This window comes from Microbacterium sp., assembly GCF_035554235.1.
Lineage (GTDB): Bacteria > Actinomycetota > Actinomycetes > Actinomycetales > Microbacteriaceae > Microbacterium.
In genome coordinates this window covers 1-16,040 of sequence record NZ_DATMIO010000126.1, presented here as the reverse complement: position 1 = coordinate 16,040, position 16,040 = coordinate 1, and the positions used below count along the sequence as shown (strand labels likewise).

General features: G+C 70.2%; 16 protein-coding genes. 13 read left to right on the top strand and 3 right to left on the bottom strand.

All coding sequences use genetic code 11. The features are described from left to right. Positions 1-36: 36 nt before the first annotated feature. From lysA to VNT50_RS06505, 7 genes are all read left to right on the top strand, one after another. Entirely contained in the window at positions 37-1,479 is a 1,443-nt protein-coding gene (gene lysA / locus VNT50_RS06535; RefSeq protein ID WP_325484294.1) for a diaminopimelate decarboxylase, read from the top strand. Next, positions 1,476-2,879 (top strand): homoserine dehydrogenase, encoded by a 1,404-nt coding sequence (locus VNT50_RS06530; protein ID WP_325484293.1) that lies wholly within the window; start codon positions 1,476-1,478, stop codon positions 2,877-2,879. The genes lysA and VNT50_RS06530 overlap by 4 nt, the downstream gene beginning before the upstream one ends. Before the next feature lies 1 nt (position 2,880). Next, positions 2,881-3,969, top strand: a complete 1,089-nt coding sequence (gene thrC, locus VNT50_RS06525) for a threonine synthase (RefSeq protein WP_325484292.1) — start codon at positions 2,881-2,883, stop codon at positions 3,967-3,969. Then, positions 3,966-4,916 (top strand): homoserine kinase, encoded by a 951-nt coding sequence (gene thrB, locus VNT50_RS06520; protein ID WP_325484291.1) that lies wholly within the window; start codon positions 3,966-3,968, stop codon positions 4,914-4,916. The genes thrC and thrB overlap by 4 nt, the downstream gene beginning before the upstream one ends. Before the next feature lie 159 nt (positions 4,917-5,075). Further along, positions 5,076-7,280: a transcription termination factor Rho gene (gene rho, locus VNT50_RS06515; RefSeq protein ID WP_414683949.1), complete on the top strand. Its 2,205-nt coding sequence runs from the start codon at positions 5,076-5,078 to the stop codon at positions 7,278-7,280. A 37-nt stretch (positions 7,281-7,317) separates the two neighbouring features. Beyond that, the gene (gene prfA, locus VNT50_RS06510; RefSeq protein ID WP_325484290.1) at positions 7,318-8,397 is read left to right on the top strand and encodes a peptide chain release factor 1; all 1,080 of its coding nucleotides are present in this window, start codon (positions 7,318-7,320) and stop codon (positions 8,395-8,397) included. Between the two features lie 16 nt (positions 8,398-8,413). Further along, positions 8,414-8,851 carry a VOC family protein gene (locus tag VNT50_RS06505; RefSeq protein WP_325484289.1) on the top strand — a complete coding sequence of 146 codons (438 nt, stop codon included), beginning with the start codon at positions 8,414-8,416 and terminating at the stop codon, positions 8,849-8,851. A gap of 67 nt (positions 8,852-8,918) precedes the next feature. Here VNT50_RS06505 and VNT50_RS06500 read toward each other — a convergent pair whose 3' ends face one another. Beyond that, positions 8,919-9,368, bottom strand: coding sequence for an HNH endonuclease signature motif containing protein (locus tag VNT50_RS06500; protein ID WP_325484288.1), 450 nt, complete (start codon positions 9,366-9,368; stop codon positions 8,919-8,921). 395 nt (positions 9,369-9,763) lie between these two features. Between VNT50_RS06500 and VNT50_RS06495 the strand changes: the two genes are divergently transcribed. Further along, a complete protein-coding gene (locus tag VNT50_RS06495; protein WP_325484287.1) occupies positions 9,764-10,681 on the top strand; it encodes a Na+/H+ antiporter NhaC family protein in 918 nt (305 codons plus the stop codon). A gap of 48 nt (positions 10,682-10,729) precedes the next feature. Here VNT50_RS06495 and epsC read toward each other — a convergent pair whose 3' ends face one another. Both epsC and cysK read right to left on the bottom strand, forming a co-directional pair. Continuing rightward, the gene (gene epsC / locus VNT50_RS06490; RefSeq protein ID WP_325484286.1) at positions 10,730-11,299 is read right to left on the bottom strand and encodes a serine O-acetyltransferase EpsC; all 570 of its coding nucleotides are present in this window, start codon (positions 11,297-11,299) and stop codon (positions 10,730-10,732) included. A gap of 2 nt (positions 11,300-11,301) precedes the next feature. Next, positions 11,302-12,240, bottom strand: a complete 939-nt coding sequence (gene cysK, locus VNT50_RS06485) for a cysteine synthase A (RefSeq protein ID WP_325484285.1) — start codon at positions 12,238-12,240, stop codon at positions 11,302-11,304. Between the two features lie 127 nt (positions 12,241-12,367). Here cysK and prmC point away from each other — a divergent pair, with 127 nt between their 5' ends. The 5 genes from prmC to VNT50_RS06460 form a co-directional block, all read left to right on the top strand. After that, on the top strand, positions 12,368-13,264 hold the full coding sequence (gene prmC / locus VNT50_RS06480) for a peptide chain release factor N(5)-glutamine methyltransferase (RefSeq protein ID WP_325484284.1): 897 nt from the start codon (positions 12,368-12,370) through the stop codon (positions 13,262-13,264). Between the two features lie 34 nt (positions 13,265-13,298). Beyond that, positions 13,299-14,006 (top strand): L-threonylcarbamoyladenylate synthase, encoded by a 708-nt coding sequence (locus VNT50_RS06475; protein ID WP_325484283.1) that lies wholly within the window; start codon positions 13,299-13,301, stop codon positions 14,004-14,006. Continuing rightward, a complete protein-coding gene (locus VNT50_RS06470; RefSeq protein ID WP_325484282.1) occupies positions 14,003-15,211 on the top strand; it encodes an MraY family glycosyltransferase in 1,209 nt (402 codons plus the stop codon). The genes VNT50_RS06475 and VNT50_RS06470 overlap by 4 nt, the downstream gene beginning before the upstream one ends. A gap of 10 nt (positions 15,212-15,221) precedes the next feature. Further along, positions 15,222-15,728 (top strand): Cg1360 family ATP-synthase-associated protein, encoded by a 507-nt coding sequence (locus VNT50_RS06465; protein ID WP_325484281.1) that lies wholly within the window; start codon positions 15,222-15,224, stop codon positions 15,726-15,728. Between the two features lie 9 nt (positions 15,729-15,737). Continuing rightward, a partial coding sequence (locus tag VNT50_RS06460; protein ID WP_325484309.1) for an acyl-CoA dehydrogenase family protein occupies positions 15,738-16,040 on the top strand: 303 nt, incomplete at its 3' end.

Here is a 16,040-nt window from a genome sequence, read left to right as displayed (position 1 = left end):
ACACCCCGCGCCGAAGCATCCCACGATTGGTCCCCGTTGTCCGCTTCCACCCCGCTCGCCCCGGACTGGCTCGTGCCTCCGGCGGACGCGAATGCCCTCGCCGCCGATGTGTGGCCCCCCTCCGCCGACCGTGACGATCACGGCGCGCTGCGAGTGGGCGGCATCAGCGTGCTCGAACTGCGCGACACCTTCGGCACCCCGCTGTACATCCTCGACGAGGACGAGGTGCGCGCCCGCGCCGGTCGCGTTCTCGGGGCGTTCCGCACGGCCGCCGAGCGCCATGGCACGCAGGCGCGCATCTACTATGCGGGCAAGGCGCTCCTGTCCACCGAGGTCGCGCGCTGGGTGACGGAGGAGGGCCTCGCGCTCGATGTCTGCACCGGCGGCGAACTCGCCGTCGCGCTCGCCGCGGGCGTCGACCCCGCGCGCCTCGGCTTCCACGGCAACAACAAGAGCGTCGCCGAGCTCGAGCTCGCCGTCGAGGTCGGCATCGGCTCGATCGTGCTCGACAGCTCGATCGAGATCGAGCGACTCTCGGCGATCGCCGAGCGCCGCGGCATCCGTCAGCCCGTCCTGCTCCGCGTGAACAGCGGCGTGCACGCCGAGACCCACGACTTCCTGGCGACGGCCCACGAAGACCAGAAGTTCGGCTTCACGCTCGAGGATGCCGTCGCCGCCGTCGCGCGCATCCGCGAGCTGCCCGGCCTGCAGTTCTTCGGGCTGCACTGCCACATCGGGTCGCAGATCTTCGGCACCGCCGGCTTCCGCGAGTCGGCGTCGCGCCTGCTCGAACTGCACGGCGTGCTCGCCGAGGGCGGGGACATCCCGGTCCTCAACCTCGGCGGCGGTTTCGGGATCGCGTACACCTCGGTCGATGACCCCACGCCGATCGAAGAGCTCGCCGACGGGATCGTCGACGTCGTGGCCGCCGAGTGCGCCGTGCGCGGCATCCCGCTGCCGAATCTCGCGTTCGAACCGGGTCGCGCCATCGTCGGCCGGGCCGGCGTCACCCTCTACGAGGTCGGCACGGTCAAGCCCGTCGAGATCGGCGAAGGCGCAGAGCGCGTCTACGTCAGCGTCGACGGCGGGATGAGCGACAACGCGCGCCCCGCGCTGTACGGGGCCCAGTTCTCCGCCCGCGTCGCCTCGCGCACGTCCGACGCCCAACCCGCCCTCGTGCGGGTCGTCGGTCGCCACTGCGAGTCGGGCGACATCGTGGTGGATGCCGATTACCTGCCGGGCGACGTCGCCCCGGGTGACCTGCTGGCGGTGCCGGCCACCGGCGCGTACTGCTTCTCGCTCGCGAGCAACTACAACTATGTGCCCCGTCCGCCTGTCGTCGCCCTCCGAGGCGGCGTCGCGCGCGTGATCGTGCGGGGCGAGAGCATCGAAGACCTGCTGGCGCGCGACGCAGGCCTGCACCGGGTACCTGTGCTGAGCGAGCGCCAGCGAGACGAAGCAACAGAGGGAGCCGGATGATCGACTATCGCCGCTTGAGGGTGGCCCTGCTCGGGGCCGGAGCCGTGGGGTCGCAGGTCGCCGCATTGCTGCTGAAGCACGGCGACGAGCTCGCCGACCGCGCGGGTGCGTCGCTGGAGCTGGTCGGCATCGCCGTTCGCGACCTCGACGCGCCCCGCGAGACCGACCTGCCGCGCGAGCTCTTCACGACCGATGCCGAGACGCTCATCATGGGCGCCGACATCGTGATCGAGCTCATGGGCGGCATCGAGCCGGCGAGGCAGTACCTGCTGCAGGCGATCAACTCCGGCGCCGACATCGTGACCGCCAACAAGGCCCTGCTCGCGACACACGGCCCCGAGCTCTTCGACGCGGCCGACCAGGTGGGTGCGCAGGTGTACTACGAGGCCGCGGCGGCGGGGGCGATTCCGATCATCCGGCCGCTGCGCGACAGCCTCGCGGGCGATCGCGTGCGGCGCATCATGGGCATCGTCAACGGCACGACGAACTACATCCTCGACCGCATGGACACCGAGGGCGCGGAGTTCGCCGACGTGCTGGCCGATGCCCAGCGGCTCGGCTACGCCGAGTCCGATCCGACCGCCGACGTCGAGGGCTACGACGCCGCCCAGAAGGCCGCGATCCTCGCAAGCCTCGCATTCCACACCACGGTTCCCCTCGATGCCGTGCACCGCGAGGGCATCACGAGCATCGACAAGGCCATGATCGACTCCGCGCGGCACGCCGGGTACGTCATCAAGCTGCTGGCCGTCTGCGAGCGGCTCGCTGCCACGACAGACGGTGCGGATGCCGCGGGCGAGGCATCCGCGTCTCGATCCGCGGCTTCGCGGCCACTCGATGATCGGTCTCGCCCGTCGGGCGAAGCGATCTCGGTGCGGGTATACCCGGCCCTGATCAGCCGCGACCACCCGCTCGCGAGCGTGCACGGGGCGAACAACGCCGTCTTCGTCGAGGCCGAGGCCGCCGGCAACCTGATGTTCTACGGCGCCGGCGCCGGCGGCGTGCAGACCGCGTCGGCCGTGCTCGGCGACGTCGTCTCGGCGGCGCGCCGGCACATCGCGGGTGGAGTCGGCGTGGGGGAGTCCACCCTCGCGAACCTCCCCGTCGTGCCCATCGGCCACGTCACGACCCGCTACCAGATCACGCTCGAGGTGGACGACCAGACGGGCGTCCTCGCGACGGTCGCCGGCATCCTCAGCGATGGCGGCGTCTCGGTCGCCACCGTCGAGCAGACCGTGGTCGGCTCGGGCGATCACGACACCGAAGACGGCGGCGTCGCCCGGCTCGTCATCGGAACCCACACCGCACGGGAGCAGGACCTGAGCGACACCGTCGACCGACTCGCCGCGAGCGGGGTCGTCGAGCGGGTCGTCTCGGTGCTGCGAGTAGAAGGAGAGTGACATGGCACACGTCTGGCGCGGGGTTCTGCGCGAATACGCCGACCGGCTCGGAGTGACCGACGCCTCGACCGTGGTGACCCTGGGCGAGGGCGGCACCCCGCTCCTGCCCGCACCGGCGCTGTCGAGCCGCACGGGCACCGACGTCTGGGTGAAGTTCGAGGGCATGAACCCGACCGGGTCGTTCAAGGACCGCGGCATGACCGTGGCGCTCTCGCGCGCCGTCGAGCACGGCGCCAAGGCCGTCATCTGCGCGTCGACCGGCAACACGTCGGCCTCGGCCGCCGCATACGCCGCCCACGCCGGCATCACCGCCGCAGTGCTCGTTCCCGAGGGCAAGATCGCCATGGGCAAGCTGAGCCAGGCGGTCGCGCACAACGGTCAGCTCATCCAGATCCGCGGCAACTTCGACGACTGCCTCGAGATCGCCCGCGAGCTTGCCGACAACTACCCGGTGCACCTCGTGAACTCGGTCAACCCCGACCGCATCGAGGGACAGAAGACCGCCGCGTACGAGGTCGTCGAGGTGTTGGGCGACGCGCCCGATTTCCACTTCATCCCGGTCGGAAACGCCGGCAACTACACGGCGTACTCCCGGGGCTACCGCGAGGAGGCCGAGCGTGGCGTCTCGACCCGCGTGCCCCGCATGTTCGGGTTCCAGGCCGAAGGCAGCGCGCCCCTCGTGCGCGGCGAGGTCGTCAAGAATCCCGAGACCATCGCCAGCGCGATCCGCATCGGCAACCCGGCCTCGTGGGAGCTCGCCATCGAGGCCCGCGAGGCGACCGACGGCTGGTTCGGGGCGATCGATGACGCGCGCATCCTCGCGGCGCAGAAGCTGCTCGCGGGCGAGGTCGGAATCTTCGTCGAGCCCGCGTCCGCGATCAGCGTCGCCGGTCTGCTCGACCGCGTCGAAGCGGGGATCGTTCCCCAGGGCGCCCGCGTGGTGCTGACGGTGACCGGTCACGGCCTCAAGGACCCCCAGTGGGCCCTTCGCGCGGCCGATGGCAGCGACATCCGCCCCACCGTCGTCGACGCGACGACGTCGGACGTCGCGTCGGTGCTCGGTTTGGCGCCGGTAGGGGCGACCGCGTGACACCACCCCCGGTTGCTGGGCCCGTCGCGGGGCGCACGGTCGCCGTGCGCGTGCCGGCCACGAGCGCGAACCTGGGTCCAGGCTTCGACACGCTCGGCCTGGCCCTCTCGGTCTACGACGAGCTCGAGGTGACCTCGCTCGCGCAGCCCGGTCTCGAGATCGAGGTGACCGGAGCCGGCGCGGACGATGTGCCGCGCGATGCGTCGCACCTGGTCGTGCGGGCGATCGCGTACGCCTACGAGGCGTTCGGACGCCGGCTCCCGGGGCTCCGCATCGTTCAGCGCAACCTCATCCCGCACGGGCGCGGCATGGGATCCTCCGGTGCCGCGGTGGTTGCCGGGCTCCTCGCCGCGAAGGGCCTGCTCGAGGGCGACGTCGAGATGTCGGGGGACGACCTGCTACGCCTGGCCACCGAGCTCGAGGGCCATCCCGACAACGTCGCGCCCGCACTCTTCGGCGGGCTCACGATCGCGTGGATGACCGAGGACGGGCCACAGCACAAGAAGCTCCTCGTGCACCGCGGCGTGTCGCCGCTCGTCTTCGTGCCGGAGTTCACGATGTCGACGAGCCTCGCGCGCAGCATGCAGCCGACGCAGGTTCCGCGCGAGGACGCCGTCTTCAACGTGTCGAGATCGGCACTGCTCATCGTGGCGCTCATGCAGAGCCCCGAGCTTCTGCTCGCGGCCACCGAAGACAAGCTCCACCAGGACTATCGGGCCGACGCGATGCCCGCCACCAACGCCCTCGTCCATGAGCTCCGGTCGCACGGCTACGCGGCCGTGGTCTCCGGTGCGGGGCCCAGCGTGCTCGTGCTGGCGGACGGGCCGGGCCGCCGGCTCGAGGCCGCTGAGATCGTCGCCGGATCGGACACCCCGTGGGAAGCGCTCATGCTGGCCGTCGACTTCAAGGGTGGTACAGTGAGGGACATAACGGAGGGTTCCACGTAGCTACGTGACTCTGGCCTCCGATCGCAATCTGCGAAACCCTGCACGACCCCCCGCCTTCAAAGGATCAATGAGCCTGCCGAAGTGCGGCGTGGGCCGACGTCGTTGTGGCGTACGTCTCGTGCAGTCAAGATCATCCACACGTTTCACAAGGGAGAACTCGTGGAGTCCATCTCCGAGATCCACATCGACAACGCGTCGGCCGAGGGCGACGAGTCGATCAGCCAGACCGACGCGCAGGGCATCGCTGCCCCGGCCGACGGCGTGACCGACGACGTCGAATCGTCCGCGGTCGACGCCCCGCCTGCCGAAGACGCGACCGCGGCCGAGGACGTGACCGCGGCCGAGGTCGAGGTCGCGGACGCGATTGCCTCGGTCGAAGCGGCCGAGGTCGCCGACACCGACGCGGCGCCCGCGCCCGAAGAGGCCGCTGCCGAAACGGCCGTCGCCGAAGAAGCCGTGGCCGATGACGCTGCGCCCGTCGAGAAGCCCGCGCGCAAGCGCACGCCCCGCCGCGCCAGTTCTGCCGACGCCGGCACCGCTGACGCCGGCACCGCCGTCACCGGCACCGCCCCCAAGGCGCGCGCGCCCCGTCGTGCCAAGGCGGCCGAACCGGCCCCGGCAGCCGACGCTCCGGCGGAGCAGGCAGACGTCGCCGTGCAGGAAGCCGCGGCGCAGCTCGACACGCCCGTCGCGGACGCCCCCGAGCAGGACGCCGCCGCGCAGGACGCCGCCGACCAGGCCGCACCCCCGCACGAGGACGCGCCCACCGCGGACGACGCCGAGCGGGCCCAGCTCGCACAGCAGGAGTCGCCCGCCGACGACGCGCAGGCACCCGGGACCACCGACGAGGCCGAGGCAGGCGAGGCGGCCGGCGGCGAAGAGTCCGGCGACGCGTCGGAGGACACCCCGAGCCGCGGTCGCAATCGCAATCGCAACCGCAACCGCAACCGCAATCAGGGCGGCCAGGGCGCGCAGGGCACCCAGACCGGGCAGAACGCCCAGAACGCCCAGAACGCCCAGAACGGCCAGGGCGGGGGCCAACAGCAGCCGCAGGGCCAGGGGAGTGCCCAGGCCGCGCAGAAGGATGCCGAGGGCGACGACGAGGGCTCGCAGAACGCCCGCAACCGTCAGCGGAACAAGCGCCGCGGCCAGACCGGCGACGAGTTCGAGACCGAGATCGGCGACGATGACGTGCTCATCCCCGTCGCCGGCATCCTCGACGTGCTCGACAACTACGCTTTCGTGCGCACCACCGGCTACCTGCCCGGCACGAGCGATGTCTACGTCTCACTCGGCCAGGTCAAGAAGTACAACCTGCGCAAGGGCGACGCCGTCGTCGGTGCGATCAAGCAGCCCCGCGAGGGCGAGCAGTCCGGTCGCCAGAAGTACAACGCGCTCGTCAAGGTCGACTCGGTCAACGGCCTGTCGGTCGAGGATGCCGCGACCCGCGTCGAGTTCGGAAAGCTCACGCCCCTCTACCCGCAGGAGCGCCTGCGCCTCGAGACGGTCCCCGAGAAGCTGACCCAGCGGATCATCGATCTCGTCGCCCCGATCGGCAAGGGCCAGCGCGGCCTGATCGTCGCGCCCCCCAAGGCGGGCAAGACGATCGTGCTGCAGCAGATCGCCAACGCGATCGCGACGAACAACCCCGAGGTCCACCTCATGGTCGTGCTCGTCGACGAGCGTCCCGAAGAGGTCACCGACATGCAGCGCACCGTGCGCGGCGAGGTCATCGCCTCGACGTTCGATCGTCCCGCCGAAGACCACACGACGGTCGCCGAGCTCGCCATCGAGCGCGCGAAGCGCCTCGTCGAGCTCGGTCGCGACGTCGTCGTGCTGCTCGATTCGATCACCCGCCTCGGCCGCGCCTACAACATCTCGGCACCGACCTCCGGCCGCGTGCTCACGGGTGGTGTCGATGCATCCGCCCTCTACCCGCCCAAGCGCTTCTTCGGTGCCGCGCGCAACATCGAGAACGGCGGATCGCTCACGATTCTCGCGACGGCGCTGGTGGAGACCGGGTCGAAGATGGACGAGGTGATCTTCGAGGAGTTCAAGGGCACCGGCAACAGCGAGCTGCGCCTGAACCGCTCGCTCGCCGACAAGCGCATCTTCCCCGCCGTCGATGTGAACGCATCGAGCACGCGTCGCGAGGAGATGCTGCTCTCGGCCGACGAGGTCAAGATCACGTGGAAGCTGCGTCGCGCACTCGCCGGGCTCGACCCCCAGCAGGCTCTCGAGGTCGTGCTCGGCAAGCTCAAGGAGACGCAGTCGAACGTCGAGTTCCTCGTGCAGATGCAGAAGTCGATCCCGACGCCGACCGGCGGCGGACACAGCCACGGGCACGAGAACAACATCCGGTGAGCTCGCCGAACCGTGACCCTCACCGTTCGGAGCACGCATGTTCGATTCGGTGAAGACCCTCATCGAGGAGCACAAGGCCGTCCAGGAGGAACTCTCCGACCCGGCCGTGCATGCCGACGCGGTGCGTGCCAAGCGCGTCAACCGCCGGTACGCCGAGCTCTCGAGGATCGTCGCCGCGTACGACGCGTGGAACGCGGCATCCGATGATCTGGATGCCGCGCGCGAGCTCGCCCGCGAGGACGAAGCGTTCGCCGAAGAGGTGCCGCTGCTCGAGGAGGGGCTCGCCTCGGCCCAGGAGCGCCTCCGGCGCCTGCTGATCCCTCGCGACCCGGATGACGCCCGTGACGTGATCATGGAGATCAAGGGCGGGGAAGGCGGTGCCGAGAGCGCCCTCTTCGCCGCCGACCTGCTGCGCATGTACATGCAGTACGCGGCATCGAAGGGCTGGAAGACCGAGCTGCTCGAGCGCACCGAGTCCGACCTCGGCGGCTACAAGGACGTCCAGGTCGCCATCAAGGGTTCCTCGACCGATCCCTCGCAGGGCGTCTGGGCGCACCTCAAGTACGAGGGCGGCGTGCACCGCGTGCAGCGCGTTCCGGCGACCGAGTCGCAGGGCCGCATCCACACCTCCACGACGGGCGTGCTCGTCTTCCCCGAGGTCGATGAGCCCGACGAGGTCGAGATCAATCCCAACGACCTGAAGATCGATGTCTTCCGCTCGTCCGGCCCCGGCGGTCAGTCGGTCAACACGACCGACTCCGCCGTGCGCATCACGCACGTGCCGACCGGCATCGTCGTGTCGATGCAGAACGAGAAGTCGCAGCTGCAGAACCGCGAGGCCGGCATGCGCGTGCTGCGTGCCCGGCTGCTCGCCAAGCAGCAGGAAGAACTGGATGCCATCGCCTCGGTGGCGCGCAAATCGCAGATCCGCGGCATGGACCGCTCGGAGCGTATCCGCACGTACAACTTCCCCGAGAACCGCATCGCCGATCACCGCACCGGTTACAAGGCGTACAACCTCGACCAGGTGATGGACGGGGCCCTCGGCCCGATCGTCGAGTCCTGCATCGCCGCCGACGAGGAGGAGCGCCTCGCCGCCCTCGGTTCCGACGGCTGACGGTAGCGTTCTACCCGTGGCCATCACCCTCGAGAACGTCGGAATCGCCGTTCGCGACCTCGAAGCAGCGATCGCTTTCTTCACCGACCTCGGTCTCACGGTCATCGGACGTGACACGGTCAGCGGCGAGTGGACAGACACCGCGGTCGGGCTCGACGGCAACCACGCCCACATCGCGATGCTCCAAACGCCGGACGGCAACGGTCGCCTCGAGCTCTTCGAATACATCCATCCCGAAGCGATCGAGACGGAGCCCACCCGTCCCAACGAGATCGGCATGCACCGCGTCGCGTTCTCCGTCGACGACATCGACGAAGCGCTCGAGATCGCCGCACGGCACGGCTGCCACCCGCTTCGCGGCGTCGCGACCTATCAGGACGTCTACAAGCTCACGTACCTCCGCGGTCCCAGCGGCATCCTGGTGATGCTCGCCGAGGCGCTGAAGAAGAACTGACGCTCGATCGGCCGGGCCCAGGCCCAGGTCCCGACTCCGCGTGGGCGGTCACGTGCTGCGCCGGAGGTCAGAATGGCGCGTCACGCTCGGTATGCGGACGGAAGACGGGCACGCGGCGTTCGGGCGCGACCAGGTAGCGGCGGCCGGTCGGCGAGGTCCACTCAAGAGCGCCGCCGCTGCCTTCCACTTGCCCGACACGCCACCCGCCATGGTGTTTCACGGCGTGATGCCCCTTGCAGAGCGGAGCGCTGTTCTCGAGCGCGGTGTCACCGCCGTCCTGCCAGGCGATCGTGTGATCTATCTCGCAGCGGGCGGCCGGCACCCCGCACCCCGGAGCCATGCACCGGTCCGCTCGCCATCGCACGAGTCGACGCAGCGCCGGAGGCGGCCGGTACTGCTCACGACCGACAGAGAGCACCATTCCGGTCTCGGGATGGGTCAGGATCCGCATCCAGCCATCGGCGCCGCCGCAGAGTTCCCGCGCGCGGGACGTCGGGATGGGGCCGATGCCCTCCACCGTCGCGGGGTCGCCGCCAGGTAAGCCGCCGTCGAGCAGGGCGAGGGCGGGGACCGTGACGGCGACGGTCGCGCGGATGCCCCGCGCCTCGGGCGGATGCGCGTACGTGTCTCCCTCGATGAGGAGGTCTCCGAAGACGTCGGCGCGCAGCTGATCGAGCGTGCAACGCGGCCCGGTGTCGTTCCTCGAGCGTCGCCGCCCGCACCGTTTCCACGAGCGTGCGCAGTCCGCGGCGGAACGCGCCCACGGGCTGCGACTCGGCCAGAGCGATCGCCGGGGCGAGGATCCGCTCTCGGAGTTTCGGGCTCGACGGAGTCCAGCGCGTCCACGAGAAGCGCGGCATGCCGCTCGGTCATCCCGGCGCGGCTGAATGAATCGAGCACCGATGGGTACCGGTGGACGAGGGCCTCCGCCAGCACGATCAGCTCGTCGGCCGCGTGCTCGGTGATCCGGAGAGCCGCGGCGATCTCGAGCCGAAACGATCTCTCGATGACATTCGACAGTCCGCGACCGTGGCGCTCCGCCTCGGCGAGGGCCTCGCGCCGGGCCAGGTCGATCCCGATGAGCCGCTGCGCGGCGTGGATCGTGATCATGTCGGCGATCTCCACCACGTGATCCAGCGTGTCGGGGGTGTGGAGCGCTATCTCCGCCCGGGCCGCGGCATCCGCCTCGCTCGCTTCGCGCGCAGCGGCCAGCGCGTCGGCGTCACTCCCGTCGGAATCCGGGGCCATCTCGGGATCGAAGAACATGAGAACAGTTTAGAACATAGGTACGACACTGGTTCGAAACGGGGCTCGGCCGGTGCCGGCCGCGGTCCTGCGCGAGCCGACTCGGGGGTGGATCGGGATGATCACGCCGCGCGCTCGGCTCCCGGCGCGGAGCGCCGCGCTACGCTCGGTCGCGTGATCATGCTCCTCCTGCGCGGATTCCTCTTCCTGCTCTCCGCCGCGCTCGGCCTCATCGTCGCCGATCGGGTGCTGCCGGGGTTCTCGATCGATTGGTCGGACCCGTGGGGCTTCGTGTTCGCCGTCGTCATCTTCGCGGTGCTGCAGAGTGTGCTCGCGCCGTTCATCATGAAGCTGAGCCACCGTCACGCGCCGGCGCTGGTCGGCGGAATCGGCATCCTCTCGACATTCGTCGCGCTGCTCGTCGTCGAGGCCTTCGTCGACGGACTGACCATCGGCGCGCCCGTCGTGCTGACGTGGATCCTGGCGCCGATGATCGTCTGGCTCGTCACGGCGCTCGCTGCGTGGCTCCTGCCGATGGTGTTCATCAAGAAGCAGGTCGATGAGCGGCGGACGCGCACAGCGTAGCCGTCGGTCGCACCGCAGTCCGGATGCCGGGGCCCGGCCCCATCCAACTCAGATGTGGTACTCGGGCACGGTAAGCAGGGCGCGCGTGTCTTCGCCGGCGCGGCGCAGCCGCGCCTTGGCGGGCACGCCGACGAGCACCGAGTCGGGCGCCGAGTCGCGCGTGACGACGGCGTTCGCGCCGATGAGCGTACCGGCGCCGATCGTGATCGGGCCTAGCACCTTGGCGCCCGCGCCGACGGCGACGCCGTCGCCGAGCGTGGGGTGACGCTTGCCGCCCTCGCGCTGGCGGCCGCCGAGCGTGACCCCGTGGTAGAGCATCACGTCATCCCCGACCTCGGCCGTCTCGCCGATGACGACGCCCATGCCGTGGTCGATGAAGAAGCGTCGACCGATCACGGCGCCCGGGTGGATCTCGACCCCGGTCAGCCAGCGCGCCACCTGTGACAGGGCGCGCGCGGGAAAGCGCGCACCCCGCAGCCACAGCGCATGGGTCACTCGGTATGCCCACACGGCGTGCAGGCCCGGGTACAGCACGGCGATCTCGAGGCCGCCCCGCGCGGCGGGGTCGCGCAGCCTCGCCGCCGCGACGTCCTCGCGGATGCGGCCCCAGATCGTCACGCTCAGTCCTCGCGGATGTGCTCGTACAGGGCGGTGCTGAGGTAGCGCTCGCCCGCCGACGGCACGATCACGACGATCTTCTTTCCGGCGTTCTCCGGACGCTTCGCCACTTCGAGCGCGGCCCAGATCGCCGCGCCGCTCGACATGCCGACCAGGATTCCCTCGGCGGTGGCGGTGTCGCGGGCGACGCGGATGGCGTCGTCGAACTCGACGTCGATGACCTCGTCGAGCACGCTGCGGTCGAGGATCGCCGGCACGAAGTTCGGGCCGATGCCCTGGATCTTGTGGGGGCCGGGGTGTCCCTCGGTCAGCACCGGGGAGTCCTTCGGCTCGACGGCGATGATCTGCACGTCGGGCTTGCGCTCCTTGAGCACCTGGCCGACCCCGGTGATGGTGCCGCCCGTGCCGACGCCGGCGATGAAGATGTCGACTTCGCCGTCGGTGTCGTTCCAGATCTCCTCGGCGGTCGTCTTGCGGTGGATCGCGGGGTTCGCCTCGTTCTCGAACTGCTTCGCCCAGATCGCGCCGGGGGTGTCGGCCACGATCTGCTTCGCGACGTTGACCGCCTCCGACATGCCCTTGGTGGGGTCGGTGAGCACCAGCTCGGCGCCGAATGCCTTCAGCAGCGTGCGACGCTCCTTCGACATCGACGACGGCATCGTCAGGATGACCTTGTAGCCGCGGGCCGCGCCGACCATCGCGAGCGCGATGCCCGTGTTGCCGCTCGTGGACTCGACGATCGTGCCGCCGGGGGGCAGTTCGCCGGATGCCTCGGCGGCATCGACGATCGCGATGCCGAGCCGGTCCTTGACGCTCGAGACCGGGTTGTAGAACTCGAGCTTCACGAGCACCTCGGCGCCGAGGCCCTCCGTGAGCTTGTTGAGCCGCACGAGGGGAGTGTTGCCGAATGCGGATGTGATGTCGGGGTGGATGCCGGCCATGGCCTGCCTTTCGCGGACGGGTAGCGAGTGGGTTCCAACGCCGACCAAGCCTATGGGAGGACGCCCGGAATGCGTCTTTGTATGACGCAAAACAACCGCGGCCGCCCGGGTAGGCTGGTCCGCGCCCATGCCCCAGTCCCCTCAGCCGATCACGCCCGCCGGCGCTCCGACGGTGCGCGCCGCCGTGCAGGGCCTCGCCGACCGCTTCGCCGCCGCGGGGATAGCCGAGCCGACGGTGGATGCCGAGCTGCTCATCGCGCACGTGCTGCACATCTCCCGCGGTGCCGTGCAGGCGGCCGTGGTGCGCGGCGACGAGCTGACCGACGCCGACGCGGCCGCCCTCGAGCCGCTGGCGATCCGGCGGGCCGCGCGCGAGCCCCTGCAGCACATCACAGGGCTCGCCCCGTTCAGGCACCTCGAGCTGCGGGTCGGCCCCGGCGTCTTCGTGCCGCGCCCCGAGACCGAGATCGTCGCGCAGATCGCCATCGACGCCCTGCTGTCGGCGGCGGGACCCGAGCCCGTCGCGGTCGACCTCGGCACCGGCAGCGGAGCCATCGCGCTGGCGCTGGCGACCGAAGTCCCGCACGCGCGGGTCTACGCGGCCGAGAACTCGGCGGATGCCTTCTCTTGGACGCGCGAGAACTTCGACCGAGTGGGGGCGTCGAACGCGCGCCTGTCGTGCGTCGATCTCGCCCACGCGTTCCCGGAGCTGGACGGCACGGTCTCGGTCGTGGTCTCCAACCCGCCCTACGTGCCCGACGACGCGGTCCCGCGCGATCCGGAGGTGCGCCTGCACGACCCCGAGGCCGCCCTCTACGGAGGACCGGACGGACTGGATGTCGTGCGCGCGGTCAGCCTGACCGCGCTGCGCCTCGCCCATCCCGGCGGAACGCTCGTGATCGAGCACGGCGAGTGGCAGGGCCAGGCCATCCGCGACCTGCTGACGGCCGACGGCTGGCGAGCGGCGGCGACGCATCCCGACCTGACGTTGCGCGACCGCGTGACGACAGCCGTCCGGCCCTGAGTTCCCGGCCGGGGCCCCGTACACTCGAACCGACATGTCTCCCGTTTACGACTGCAGCGACGAGGCGCAGCTGCTCTCCGGAATGCGACACGCGCGCCAGGCGATCGGCCGTGGCGAGCTCGTGGTCCTCCCCACCGACACCGTGTACGGGATCGCCGCCGACGCGTTCAGCCCCCGCGCGGTGCAGCGCCTGCTCGACGCCAAGGGCCGCGGCCGGCAGCAGCCGCCGCCGGTGCTCGTCGCGGGCACCGCGACGCTCGCGGCTCTCGTGCAGGAGGTCCCGGAGCCGATCGAACGCCTCGTCGGGGAGTTCTGGCCGGGCGGGCTGACCATCGTGTTGCCGTCCCAGCCTTCGCTCGCCTGGGATCTCGGCGATACCCGGGGCACGGTCGCCGTGCGCATGCCCGCCCACCACATCGCCCTCGAGATCCTCGAAGAGACCGGTCCACTCGCCGTTTCGAGCGCGAACCTCACCGGCCGGCCCGCCGCGGTGGCGATCGATGCCGCGATCGGCATGCTCGGCGACGACGTCGCGGTCTATCTGGATGCCGGTCCATCGGCGACGGGGATCGCCTCCACGATCATCGATGCCACCAGCCTCGTCGGCCCCCGCGGCGAGAACGCCCCGGAGCCCCGCGTGCGCGTGCTCCGCGACGGCGCGGTCACGCGCGAGCAGCTGCGTGTTGTGCTTGAGGATCTTCTCGAGCCCGACCCCGAGCCGGAACCGGGCGGCCCCCGGTGAAGCAGTACGTCTTCACCGTGCTCTTCACCGCCGCGCTCACGCTGTCGCTCGCGTGGGCGGTCTGGCAGCTCAGCCTGCGCTACAAGCTGCACCCGGGCATTCGCGAGCGCGACGTGCACAAGACCCCCACCCCCCGGCTCGGCGGTGTCGCGATGTTTCTGGCGATGGTCGCCGCGATCCTCGTCTCGGCGGCGAACCCCTTCTTCGAGATCTTCTGGGCAGACCCCAAGCCGGTGTACGCGATCCTGATCGCCAGCACGATCATCGTGATCGTCGGCGTCGCCGACGACCTCTGGGACCTCGACTGGATGATCAAGCTGGGCGCCCAGTTCCTCGCCGCCGGCGTCATCGCCTGGTATGGCGAACTGCAGATCCTCTCCCTCCCGATCGGCGGGTTGGCGCTCGGATCGAGCGCCGTGAGCATCACGCTGACGGTGTTCGCGATCGTCATCGTCATGAACGCCGTGAACTTCATCGACGGGCTCGACGGGCTCGTGGCGGGCGTCTGCCTCATCTCCAACGCGATCTTCTTCGCCTACAGCTACATGCTCGTGCGCGACACCGGCTCGAGCACGTACTTCAATCTCGCGTCGTTTCTCGCGGCGGTGCTGGTCGGCGCGTGCCTCGGGTTCCTTCCCATCAACTGGAATCCCGCGAAGCTCTTCATGGGCGACTCCGGCGCCCTCGTCCTCGGCCTCCTGATGGCCACCTCCGCCGTCACGATCACCGGTCAGCTCGACCCCGCGATGCTCGATCCCGACCAGTTCGGCCGCTCGCAGCTCCTCGGTGCGTTCATCCCGATCCTGCTGCCGCTCGTCGTGGTCATGCTGCCGCTCCTGGACTTCGGCCTCGCCGTCATCCGCCGCCTCGGCGCCGGCAAGTCGCCGTTCTCGCCGGATCGCAAGCACCTGCACCACCGCATGCTCGACATGGGCCACACCGATCGCGACGCCGTGCTGATCTTCTACGCATGGACGGCGATCATCGGCCTCGCCGTGCTGCTGATGTACATCTCGGTCAACGAGGACTGGTACGGCACCTACTGGATCGGCGTCGCCTTCGGCGTCGTCGGCATCGCGGCGTGCCTCGTCGTCACCCTCATGCCCTCCCACCGCGATTCCGCGGCGGCCCCGCCTGCGCGCGAGCGCGCCGAACCCCTGCGCGCGAGCGCGCCGAACCCCCGCGCGCGAGCGCGCCGAACCTGAAGGAGGCCCGATGAGCGGCGCCCCTGAATCCAAGACCCCCATCTCGAGCACCCCCGTCCTGCGCACGGTCCTGATCTGGAGCGGCATCGTCACGGCCGGGCTCGCGATCGTCGGCGCGATCATCGGCTACCTCGTCGCCGGCCAGGAAGGCTTGTGGAGCGCCCTCGCCGGCGTGCTGCTCGCCGCCGTCTTCCTCGCGATCACCGGCATCAGCATCCTGATCGCCAACCGCTGGTACGGCGACGACCTCTACGTCCCGCTGTTCTTCGGCATCGTGCTCGGCGGCTGGATCCTCAAGTTCGTCGTCTTCATCGTCGTCCTGCTCGTGTTGCGCGGTCAGCCCTGGATCAACCCGACCGTCTTCTTCGTCGCGCTGGTCGTCAGCATCCTCGCCTCGCTCGTCATCGACGTCGCGGTCATGACACGCATGCGCATTCCGCATGTATCGGACGTGACGCTCCCGGGGGAGGACACCTCATCGACGGATGCGTCCGGGTCGGCGCCGTCCGGTTCTTGACCTCCCCGAATCCTTGATAGGCTGAATCCGTTCCCGCTCGCCGAGTGCAAGGTCGAGATCGAGGCGATGCGCTGGATGACCTACCACCTCGCCTGGTCGGTCGACAACCAGGTCGCCGACGCGACGTCCGGGCTGGATTCGTCGATCGCCAAGTACTACGCGACCGACCGGGCCTACGCCGTCGCCGACCGCTGCCTGCAGGTCTTCGGGGGCATGGGGCTGCTCCGCGAAGGGCCCGTCGAGCGGGTGCTGCGGCACCTGCGTGTGCTGCGGGTCGTGGAGGGGGCGTCAGAGGTGCAGAAGCTGGTCATC

Bases quoted from the DNA above. Each gene is read 5' to 3' on its own strand.
- VNT50_RS06465 (WP_325484281.1), top strand. From the start codon at position 15,222: ATGAGCGGCGCCCCTGAATCCAAGACCCCCATCTCGAGCACCCCCGTC.
- prmC (WP_325484284.1), top strand. From the start codon at position 12,368: ATGCCCCAGTCCCCTCAGCCGATCACGCCCGCCGGCGCTCCGACGGTG.
- VNT50_RS06530 (WP_325484293.1), top strand. From the start codon at position 1,476: ATGATCGACTATCGCCGCTTGAGGGTGGCCCTGCTCGGGGCCGGAGCC.
- thrC (WP_325484292.1), top strand. From the start codon at position 2,881: ATGGCACACGTCTGGCGCGGGGTTCTGCGCGAATACGCCGACCGGCTC.
- VNT50_RS06475 (WP_325484283.1), top strand. From the start codon at position 13,299: ATGTCTCCCGTTTACGACTGCAGCGACGAGGCGCAGCTGCTCTCCGGA.
- cysK (WP_325484285.1), bottom strand. From the start codon at position 12,240: ATGGCCGGCATCCACCCCGACATCACATCCGCATTCGGCAACACTCCC.
- prfA (WP_325484290.1), top strand. From the start codon at position 7,318: ATGTTCGATTCGGTGAAGACCCTCATCGAGGAGCACAAGGCCGTCCAG.